Below are 8,407 nucleotides of genomic sequence, written 5' to 3'. Positions count from 1 at the left end.
CGTTTCTACGAATCTGGAAGCAGAGGCCAAGAATCCTCCAAGTCCAACGCCTGAACCAACACCTATAGGAACCACAACGCCAATTGTTAGTCAGACAGGTCAGCCRCCCAAATCAGCAGGAGACAATGTAGCTTTCATTTACCAAACTCATAGCAATGAATCTTTCCTGCCTGAGCTCAAGGGAGTTACGGATCCGGATAAAGCTTACAGCGATAAAGTCAATATCATTTCCGTTGGTCAACGCCTAGCGCAGAATCTTGAGAAAGACGGAATTGGAGCCGTTCATTCACAGACCATTTATCCAAGCACGGTTAAAAATTTCGAATATCCATACTCTTATAAGTATTCTCTGAAAACTTTGCAGGAAGCAGTCGCCCAGCATCCGGATTTGCAGTATTATTTCGATCTCCATCGCGACTCGGCTGCACGTAATAAAACAACCGCAACGATTGATGGTAAGGATTACGCACAGGTGTATTTCATCATCGGTGGAAAGAATCCAAATTGGAAAAAGAATGAGGAGTTCGCCAATAAAATTCATCAGGTACTGGAAGCTAAACATCCTGGTATCTCCAAAGGTATCCATGCGAAGGAAGCAAGTGAAGGCAATGGCTTATACAATCAGAACTTTTCGCCAAACAATATATTGATTGAGGTAGGCGGTCCCTACAATTCGCTGGAGGAGTGCTACCGAACAACGGATTGGTTGGCCGAAGCTATTTCAGAAGTGATCTTGAACGCGAAGAAAGTAGATGCTCCTGCTGCGAGCCCTAAGCAATCTTAAGCATTTTAAACTTAAAGGAGGCTTTATCATGAAGCTGAGGCACTTTTATATCAAGGTGAGCTTGTTCGGATTGCTGCTGCTGTTCTGCATTTTATTCGGTGTCAGCTTAGCATCCAGCGGGATGGAACGCATACAAGGCCCTCAGCCTTCAGCTAAAGCCGCCGCTCAAGAGCCAGTTAAGCCAGCGGGGAAGGGGACTGCTGCAACTGCTACGACGACTACGGCAGCTGCGAATGCCGGGAAAGCAACTCCATCTCCATCACCCAAAGGTGACGAGGGAACAAAAGCAAATGCAGATCCCGTAGCGGATCACGATAATTCTCTGAATCATGTGGGCAATAAACTCGGAGACCTGCTGCAGATCGCATCGCATCATGGCATTAAACTGTTCGTGTCGATATTTGACGCTATATTGGGCAAAGGATAAGGGTGTACATTGCTGCAACTTCCCACAACTGCTATAATGAAAATTATTTGCATGTTGTGGGGGTTATTACGTTAGCATGACTGACATTCGCGAAAGACAATCAAGAATTCGAAACTTTTCTATCATCGCTCATATCGATCACGGCAAATCAACACTTGCTGACCGCATTTTGGAATATACAGGTGCACTGTCGTCCCGTGAGATGCAGGAGCAGGTACTTGACCAAATGGATCTGGAGCGGGAACGTGGGATTACAATCAAGCTGCAGGCGGTAAGGCTGAGCTACCGTGCGGATGACGGCATAGAGTATATCCTCAATCTGATTGATACACCAGGACACGTCGACTTTACTTATGAAGTTTCCCGAAGCCTTGCGGCTTGCGAAGGAGCTTTGCTGGTAGTGGATGCTGCGCAGGGTATTGAAGCTCAAACGCTGGCTAACGTGTATCTGGCCCTGGAAAATAACTTAGAAATATTACCTGTTATTAATAAAATTGATTTGCCAAGCGCTGATCCTGATAAAGTGAAAAAGGAAATCGAGGACGTGATCGGGCTCGATGCCAGTGAGGCCGTACACGCTTCTGCGAAAGCAGGCATTGGAATCAAGGAAATCATCGAGCAAGTTTGTCAAAAAGTGCCGGCTCCGCAGGGCAATCCAGACAATCCGCTCAAAGCGTTGATTTTCGACTCCCACTATGACGCTTACAAGGGTGTTATCGTGTATGTGCGTGTAGTGGATGGTTCGATCAAGGCAGGCTCCAAAATCAAGATGATGGCAACCAACAAAGTGTTTGAAGTGATCGAGGTTGGAGCTTTCAAACCAAGAATGTCCTCGGTTCCATCGCTCGAAGTCGGAGATGTTGGATTTATCGTTGCCGGTATCAAAAATGTAGGAGATACACGTGTCGGGGACACCGTAACCGAAGCGGACCGCCAAGCGCCAGAAGCGCTGCCAGGCTATCGACGTATCAACCCGATGGTATTCTGCGGATTGTATCCGATTGAAACAACGGATTACAATGATTTGCGTGAGGCTCTGCAGAAATTGGAGCTCAATGACGCATCACTCCGCTTCGAGCCTGAAACATCGACAGCACTAGGATTCGGCTTCCGTTGCGGATTCTTGGGGCTGCTGCACATGGAGATCATTCAGGAACGTATTGAACGTGAGTTCAACATTCCGTTGATTACGACGGCGCCAAGCGTTATCTACCGCATCACGCTAACGAATGGCGATGTGATGAACATTGATAATCCATCGAATTATCCAGACCCACAACGTATCGATTTCGTTGAAGAGCCTTATGTTAAAGCTTCTGTTATTGTACCGAATGATTATGTTGGTACCATCATGGAGTTGTGCCAAGGCAAACGCGGCGAATACATTAACATGGAGTATTTGGATACCAATCGTGTCACTTTGACTTACGACATTCCATTGTCCGAAATTGTTTATGATTTCTTCGATATGTTGAAATCTAGAACAAAGGGCTACGCGTCCTTTGACTACGAGATATCCGGATACAAGAAGTCGAGTCTTGTGAAAATGGACATTTTGCTCAATAACGAGCAGGTTGATGCACTTTCCTTCATCGTACACCGTGATACTGCGTATCACCGCGGCAAAATCATTTGCGATAAATTGAAGGATTTGATTCCTCGCCAAATGTTCGAGGTGCCGATTCAAGCGGCTATCGGACAGAAGATCGTAGCCCGTGAAACTGTTAAAGCGATGCGTAAAAACGTCCTTGCCAAGTGTTACGGCGGTGACATTTCACGTAAACGGAAACTACTTGATAAGCAAAAAGAAGGTAAAAAACGCATGAAGCAGGTCGGCAGTGTTGAAGTGCCGCAAGAGGCATTCATGGCTGTACTCAAAATAGACGAATAGTTTGCAATGAATAAGAAGCTGGGGTGGCAGAGTACTCTGCCCCTTGGCTTCTTATCAGTTGATAACCTTGACAAACGCGCCCGTCCGTAAGGACGACGAAATCGGCTGTCTAGGATAGAAAGGAAATACCCCTATGTTAGTTTCTTATGCAGCTCCAACTGCGGTGTACATTCATATCCCGTTTTGCACAAATAAGTGTCATTATTGCGATTTTAACTCCTATGTGCTCAAAGGCCAGCCCGTCATGGAATACTTAGATGCGCTGGAACGCGAAATGGAGCTTACCGTCAAGAATAATCCACCAGCTAAAGTAGAAACAATCTTCGTAGGCGGAGGAACACCGACTGTATTGCTGCCTGATCAAATGGAACGTTTCTTGCGAATGGTCCGCACTTATTTCCCGGCTGACGCGGCAGAAGTCGAATTTTCGATGGAGGCTAACCCAGGGACGACGGATGAGGATAAGCTGGCAGTAATGAAAGAAGGCGGCGTCAACCGTATAAGCTTTGGCGTGCAGTCTTTTAACAATGACCTGCTTGCGGCGATTGGCCGCATTCACAATACAGATGATGTGCATAGAAGCATCGAAAACGCCAAAAAGCTTGGGTTTAGCAATTTATCCATCGATTTAATGTTTGGTTTGCCCAAACAAACCGTCGAGATCATGCAAGCGACCTTGGATGAAGCCTTATCGCTTGATCTTCAGCATTATTCCATCTACAGTTTAAAAGTGGAAGAAAATACGTTATTTCATACGTTGTTTAACAAGAATCAGCTGCCGCTGCCAAGTGAAGATGAAGAAGTCGATATGTATGAGCTCATCATGAAGCGTTTGGAAGCAGCAGGCTACAAACAATATGAGATTAGCAACTTTGCGAAACCAGGTCGGGAAAGCAGACACAATACGATGTATTGGCGTAATCGCTCTTACTATGGGCTTGGCGCAGGCGCGCATGGCTATATGAATAGACAGCGTCATGTTAATGTAAAAGGGATTCAGCCTTACATCGACGCCACAAAGGTTGGCTTGCCAATCACGGAGCAATTCGAAGTCACGCGGCAAGAAGCGATGGAAGATTTCATGATGGTCGGCCTGCGTTTATTGGAAGGCATTCGCAATGTCGATTTCCAAGAACAGTTTGGAGACACGATCGAAGCGCATTTCGGAGAAACAATTAAAGGCTGGGAACAGAAAAAATTGCTGGAGCAAACGCCGGACGGGTATCGACTATCCAAACATGGCATACTGCTGGGCAATGAAGTGTTTGCCTCCTTCTTAACTTAGGTCACTCTCGGGCTTTACCATGAATAGGGCAAAAAATCCCTTGTGCAAATATACGGTATGTTGTATATTTATACATGAATCCACAAGCGTTTCAGCAGTTTGGCTGTGATGACGCTAGCGTGGGTTTTGTGCATTTTTGTTACGATTGGTGGGATGACAGTGAATTCATCAACTACAGTGTCCGTTAGGAAAGCATCGATAATCGATATCGAGAAGCTTTATGAAATTATACAAGGCTATGCGAAGCAGGGCATTATGTTGCCGCGTACCAGAGAAATGTTGGAGGAGCAAATTGACTCCTTCGTCGTTGCTGAGCACGATGGTACATTAATAGGCTGCGGCTCCCTTACAAGGCTTGGGCCAGATCTTGTTGAGATTCGCTCACTAGGTATGACCCCAGGTTTCAAGGTTTGGAAAGATTGTATGCATTGCAAAAAACAGTATTGCTGCGATGAAATCGCCGTACTCAAACGATTGGATTGACTTGACAACAGACCTTAGGGTCTGTTATTTTTGTATTAGGATTTAGCACTCACTAAATACGAGTGCTAACGAAAGTGATCATAGAGCGATTGTGAAGAGGAGGGGTACTTGATGTTGACGGATCGGCAACGCATGATTTTAAGTGCAATCATAGATGATTATGTTCGTTCAGCAGAGCCAATTGGTTCAAGAAGTATTTCGAAACGAGGCAATGTCGGTTTCAGTCCGGCTACGATTCGTAACGAAATGTCCGATCTCGAAGAGATGGGTTACTTGGAGCAGCCCCATACGTCCGCAGGTCGTATACCCTCACACAAAGGTTATCGTTACTATGTCGATCATTTACTCCAACATGGAACCTTGCATGAGAATGATTTGAATTCTATGAAGGGCACTTTTGCACAGCGCATACAAGAGATGGAAGGCGTTATCCAGCATGTTGCTGGTGTGTTGTCCTCTCTGACGAATTATACGTCGATTGTGCTTGGCCCAGAGGTATTCAGTACTACGCTGAAGCATTTGCAGATCATCCCTCTTACAGAGACGACCGCTGTTGCGATCATTGTCATGAATACAGGCCATGTGGAGAACAAAACGATTACGATTCCTGAAGGTATTCGGATGTCCGACATCGAGAAGGTCGTCAATATTCTGAATGCCAAATTGCAGAACGTACCGCTGATTCAGTTTAAATCCCGACTGTATAATGAAGTTGCCAGCGAGTTGGGCAAATATGTGAATGGTTATCAGGAGCTTCTTTCTGTTGTGGAAAGTGTGCTTCAAAGTGATGAGAAGGATCGCGTGTTTCTTAGCGGTATGACCAATATGCTGACGCAGCCTGAGTTTAAAGATGTTGAGAAGGTTAAAAGCATTTTTGATCTATTGGAAGAAGCCCCTACACTTATCAAATTGTTTACTCCGTCAAATGAAGGCATGGAGATCAAAATCGGTGCTGAAAATAGTATTGAAGCCATTAATAATTGTAGTTTGATTACTGCCTCCTATTCAATTGGCGGTCAGCCTCTAGGTACCATAGGTATCTTGGGGCCAACGCGAATGGAATACGGCAGGGTCATTAGTTTAATGAATCATTTATCAAAGCAAATGGAAGACGTGCTGGGACGTTGGTATGGCAAATGAGCGGTATCAAGACGGGACACAGCGAGGGCGAAGAACGCTATTCTACTTTAGTTAATAATGCATCGGCTGTTAGGGCTATTTGTTCTGCAGTTGAGGGCACACTGGGTCCTAAGGGACTTGACACTATGCTGGTTGGCGGGCAGGGTGATGTGATCATCACAAACGATGGAGTCACCATTTTAGAAAAAATGGACGTCTCTCATCCCGCTGCGAGATTGATGATTCAGGTTGCGCGGAGCCAGCAGAGGCAAATTGGCGATGGAACAACGACAGCAACCGTTCTTGCTGGCGCATTGGTGCAAGAAGGTGTCGCGCAAGTAACGCGCGGCGTACCGGTTGCCAAGGTCGTCAGCGGGATGCTGCAAGGCATCGAGCTGGCGGTAGAAAGCCTGGAGCGCCGAAGCCGCGCGATTACGGGATTAAGCGATAATGCGCTGAAGCGAATCGCCATCACGGCTGGCCGAGAGCAGACAGATATCGCGAGGCTCATCGTTCAAGCTGCCGAAGCGGTCGGCGAGGCCAAGCTTCGCGAAGACGGCTACCGCTTCGCAGACAGCGTGATCGCCCATGAAGAGGCGAGCAGCGAGGTCTGGACCGGCATTCTGCTCAACCAGAAGCCGATGAACTTGCATCTCGACCAAGAGCGGCGAGATGCCCGCATTCTTGTCCTGCATGATGCCCTGGAGCCTGAGGCGGTCAGCGAGGAATCGCTGGTCACCGAGGCAGGCTTCCAGCGCTACATGCAGCTGAGAGAGCTCTTCCGCAGCAATCTTGCGTCGCTGCTGGAGCTTGGGGTCGGGCTCATCGCCTCCGACCGCGGGGTTGACCCCGAGGCGGAGCAGTTCTGCTCCGACCATGGCATCATCGTGCTGCAGCGCTTGTCCCGCAGGGACTTGCAGCACCTGAGCGAGCACACCGGCGCTAGGCCGGTGCGTCGCACGGCGCTGGGGAAGAGCGCGCCGGAGCTTGACGCGGCGCTAGGCCGCGCGGGTTACGCCGCGTACGACGAGCGCCTGGGGCGCGTCCGCGTAGCGGGTGGTCACGGCGAGCAGCACGTGACCGTGATCGTCGGCGCGGCGACGCGCGAAGCAGCGCATGAGCGCTCGCGCATCGCCAAGGACGCCGCGTCGGCCGTGCAAGCCGCCGTGCGCGGCGGGTACTTGCCAGGAGGCGGCGCCGCGGAGATGGCGGTCGCTCACGATCTGGAGCGCGTTCGCGAGACGATGAAGGGCATGGAGGGCTTCGGTGTGGCCGCTGTCGCGGGAGCACTGCGCAAGCCGCTGGCTCAGATCGTTGTCAACGCGGGTTACAATCCGCTTGAGAAGGTTGAAGAGCTGAAAGCGGCGCAGATCGCGCTGGAAACAGACAGCCTCGGAATCGATTGCGACACTGGCCAGGTCACGGACTTCGTTGAAGCCGGCATTGTAGACCCCGCAGATGTGAAAATTCACGCGTTGCAGGCTGCAGGAGAGGTTGCTGCTGCTGTACTGCGTATTCATACAGTTATTAAGATGAAGCAGCCTTTTGAAGATGAGTAAAGCTGGGTAAACTGACGATAACGAAATTTTGTTGTATTATGTTGAGGAGGTGAAGGACAATTGAGTACTGATAACAAAACAGATGAGCAAGACGTGAACACTACATACGCAGCCGACAACGAGCAAACCGCCGAAAACCAGGAAGATGCGGGAGCTCAAGACACTCAAGCTGAAGCTTCAGCGGAGGCGAGTGAACTAGAGAAGGCGCGTGTGCAAGCCGAAGAAAACTACCAACGTTTATTGCGCGTTCAAGCGGACTTCGACAACTTCCGCCGCCGCGCTAGAGCGGAGAAGGAAGATTTTGCTAAATATGCTTCACTTAAGTTGATTGAGCAGCTTTTGCCGATTGTAGACAACTTCGATCGCGCGTTAGCATCAAGCAAAGAGACGAAAGATTTTGACGCATTGGCAAAAGGTTTGGATATGACGTACCGCGGGATGGATCAACTGCTGACAGCGGAAGGTCTGAAGCCGATCGAAGCCGTTGGTCAACCGTTCAACCCAGAATTCCACCAAGCTGTCATGCAGGTTGAATCTGACGAGCACGAAGAAGGCATAGTGGTTGAGGAGCTTCAAAAAGGCTACATTCTTAAAGACAAAGTCATCCGACCAGCGATGGTGAAAGTTAGCGTGTAGATCTTATCATTTTAAAAATAAAAATATCTAATCTATTCAAATGCTCCCTAGGAGCAAAAGGAGGAAGCTTTAACATGAGTAAAGTTATTGGTATTGACTTAGGTACAACAAATTCTTGCGTAGCTGTAATGGAAGGCGGAGAAGCCGTCGTAATTCCTAATCCGGAAGGTAACCGCACGACGCCGTCCGTTGTAGGTTTCAAGAAAGATGGCGAGCGCGTAGT

At 48.4% G+C, this 8,407-nt stretch carries 9 protein-coding genes; all 9 read left to right on the top strand.

Annotated elements, in window-relative coordinates:
- Window positions 1-784: stage II sporulation protein P (gene spoIIP / locus AC1DUA_RS23235; RefSeq protein WP_477502021.1), on the top strand; the 784-nt coding region annotated here is incomplete at its 5' end.
- A gap of 28 nt (window positions 785-812) precedes the next feature.
- Window positions 813-1,211: a DUF3679 domain-containing protein gene (locus AC1DUA_RS23230; RefSeq protein WP_477502020.1), complete on the top strand. Its 399-nt coding sequence runs from the start codon at window positions 813-815 to the stop codon at window positions 1,209-1,211.
- A gap of 76 nt (window positions 1,212-1,287) precedes the next feature.
- Window positions 1,288-3,102: a translation elongation factor 4 gene (lepA, locus tag AC1DUA_RS23225; RefSeq protein ID WP_477502019.1), complete on the top strand. Its 1,815-nt coding sequence runs from the start codon at window positions 1,288-1,290 to the stop codon at window positions 3,100-3,102.
- Between the two features lie 133 nt (window positions 3,103-3,235).
- The gene (gene hemW / locus AC1DUA_RS23220) at window positions 3,236-4,387 is read left to right on the top strand and encodes a radical SAM family heme chaperone HemW (protein ID WP_477502018.1); all 1,152 of its coding nucleotides are present in this window, start codon (window positions 3,236-3,238) and stop codon (window positions 4,385-4,387) included.
- Window positions 4,388-4,540: 153 nt separating this feature from the next.
- Complete coding sequence (locus AC1DUA_RS23215) at window positions 4,541-4,870, top strand: GNAT family protein (RefSeq protein WP_477502023.1); 330 nt, start codon at window positions 4,541-4,543, stop codon at window positions 4,868-4,870.
- A 111-nt stretch (window positions 4,871-4,981) separates the two neighbouring features.
- The gene (gene hrcA / locus AC1DUA_RS23210) at window positions 4,982-6,010 is read left to right on the top strand and encodes a heat-inducible transcriptional repressor HrcA (protein WP_161406122.1); all 1,029 of its coding nucleotides are present in this window, start codon (window positions 4,982-4,984) and stop codon (window positions 6,008-6,010) included.
- Window positions 6,007-7,548: a TCP-1/cpn60 chaperonin family protein gene (locus AC1DUA_RS23205; RefSeq protein ID WP_477502017.1), complete on the top strand. Its 1,542-nt coding sequence runs from the start codon at window positions 6,007-6,009 to the stop codon at window positions 7,546-7,548. Before hrcA ends, AC1DUA_RS23205 begins: the two co-directional genes overlap by 4 nt.
- A 60-nt stretch (window positions 7,549-7,608) precedes the next feature.
- On the top strand, window positions 7,609-8,184 hold the full coding sequence (grpE, locus tag AC1DUA_RS23200) for a nucleotide exchange factor GrpE (RefSeq protein WP_477502016.1): 576 nt from the start codon (window positions 7,609-7,611) through the stop codon (window positions 8,182-8,184).
- A gap of 74 nt (window positions 8,185-8,258) precedes the next feature.
- A partial coding sequence (locus tag AC1DUA_RS23195) for an Hsp70 family protein (protein ID WP_477502022.1) occupies window positions 8,259-8,407 on the top strand: 149 nt, incomplete at its 3' end.

The sequence above is a fragment of the Paenibacillus sp. 01T422 genome (genome assembly GCF_056398785.1).
This window is presented reverse-complemented; position numbering and strand designations above follow the sequence as displayed.

Bases quoted from the DNA above. Each gene is read 5' to 3' on its own strand.
- AC1DUA_RS23230 (WP_477502020.1), top strand. From the start codon at position 813: ATGAAGCTGAGGCACTTTTATATCAAGGTGAGCTTGTTCGGATTGCTG.
- lepA (WP_477502019.1), top strand. From the start codon at position 1,288: ATGACTGACATTCGCGAAAGACAATCAAGAATTCGAAACTTTTCTATC.
- hemW (WP_477502018.1), top strand. From the start codon at position 3,236: ATGTTAGTTTCTTATGCAGCTCCAACTGCGGTGTACATTCATATCCCG.
- AC1DUA_RS23215 (WP_477502023.1), top strand. From the start codon at position 4,541: ATGACAGTGAATTCATCAACTACAGTGTCCGTTAGGAAAGCATCGATA.
- hrcA (WP_161406122.1), top strand. From the start codon at position 4,982: ATGTTGACGGATCGGCAACGCATGATTTTAAGTGCAATCATAGATGAT.
- AC1DUA_RS23205 (WP_477502017.1), top strand. From the start codon at position 6,007: ATGAGCGGTATCAAGACGGGACACAGCGAGGGCGAAGAACGCTATTCT.